The 1,545-nt window shown below is 57.5% G+C and carries 1 protein-coding gene; it reads left to right on the top strand.

The features are described from left to right. Positions 1–68 precede the first annotated feature (68 nt). A partial coding sequence (locus GFC01_RS17730) for a transposase (protein WP_152948473.1) occupies positions 69–1,545 on the top strand: 1,477 nt, incomplete at its 3' end.

The following is a 1,545-nucleotide window of genomic DNA, read 5'->3' as shown; positions in this document are numbered from 1 at the left end:
TTATGGAGCCAGGGGCGGCAAGAAAGTCAGACAGGGGTTCCGGGAACTGATGGCGGGGGTGGCACGGGATGGGGAAGCCGAAAAAGAAGAAAGCGATTAACCCCATCGAGGGCATCAAATACACCATCTGCGGCGAGTGGTTTCCGGACGTCTACCCCGCCCTTCGCTCTTTAAAATGGAGCCGTGGCGACGAAGACCCCCTGGACACCGAGATGCGCCTTTTTTGCTCGTGCACCCGCCGGGCGTTCAACCGGCTGCTGGAAGACCGTTCCCGCGAAGAGCTCAAAAAAGAGGGCCAGGGGACATTCGGCTTAAATTCCCGCTTTTGCGACGACGCCATCTTAAAAGCGAAGGAAGTGGCGGAATCGCAAAAACAACTGCTGGCACTGGAAATCGAAGAGACGGCCAAAAAGCTGGCCCGGGCCAAAAGGAAACTGGACCGGGCGGAAAAGGACCTGGCCAGAGCAAATAAAGTTGGCGACACTGTAAAGGTTGGAAAGGCCAAACGTACCGTCCGTGGCCGTAAAATGCGGGTCAAAGACCTGAGCGACAAACTGGCGGCACTGCAGGCCCATAAGGAAAACGGCACCATGCCCGAAGTGGTTTTCGGCGGTCGTTCCTTATGGAAACGGGTTTGCAAGGGCAAAGCCAGCCGGGAAGAATGGAAAAACGCCCGGCAGGACCGGCTGTACGCCCGGGGGGACGAAACCAAAGGCGGCAACCTCAACTTGAGGATGAGCCGGCGCAATGGAGAATTCTCCTTATCCGTGACCATCTCCCACCTGTCCGAGCGGAAAGGTACAGACAGCAAAGACAGGCCAATAATGACCAGGGCGCCCAGGGTAACCGGCAAGCTCTGGCTGCCGGAAAAGCACCGGCAAAAAGCGCTGATGCTGCTCCTTTCCAGGACGCCCTACAGCGTCGAACTGATCAAAGGCAGGGACGGCCGGTACAGGGCACACATTACGTTTACAGTTACCGCGCCGGAAACGGTAACCAGTCCCAACCGGGGCTACCTGGGCATGGACACCAACCCGGACGGGGTGGCTTTGGCCAGTGTCAGTTACACCGGTCAGCCGGAACCCTGGCCGGAAGGATTCACCGTACCGTACCCGAAGGCCCTGCACAAATTCGACGGGGAATTTCAGGTTACGGTGCACCCGAACGGGTTTCTCTACATCAAGATACCAGAACTGGCTTACAGCCGGGGGTATCGGCGCACCTACCTGATAGGCGTACTGGCTAAAGTGGTGGTGGATATAGCCAAAACCCTGGGCAAGCCACTGGCGGTGGAAAACCTGGACTTCGGGAAAGACCGGCTGGACACCAAAAGGAAATTCAACCGCATGGCGGCCAACTTTCCGTTCAGGAAGATCATCGAGGCCGTCACGCGCAGGGCATTCAGGGAAGGTGTCGGTGTAAAGCCGGTCTGGCCGGCGCACACCTCCACCATCGGTTACTGGAAGTACATGCAGCGGTACGGGATAATTATTCACCACGCCGCTGCTTTAGTTACAGCTCGCCGGGCAATTGGCTTCAAAGAAC

Source organism: Desulfofundulus thermobenzoicus, assembly GCF_009428905.1.
In the GTDB taxonomy this organism is placed as follows: Bacteria; Bacillota; Desulfotomaculia; order Desulfotomaculales; family Desulfovirgulaceae; genus Desulfofundulus_A; species Desulfofundulus_A thermobenzoicus.
Note: the sequence above shows the minus strand (reverse complement) of the source record. Positions and strands in the feature narration are given on the sequence as shown.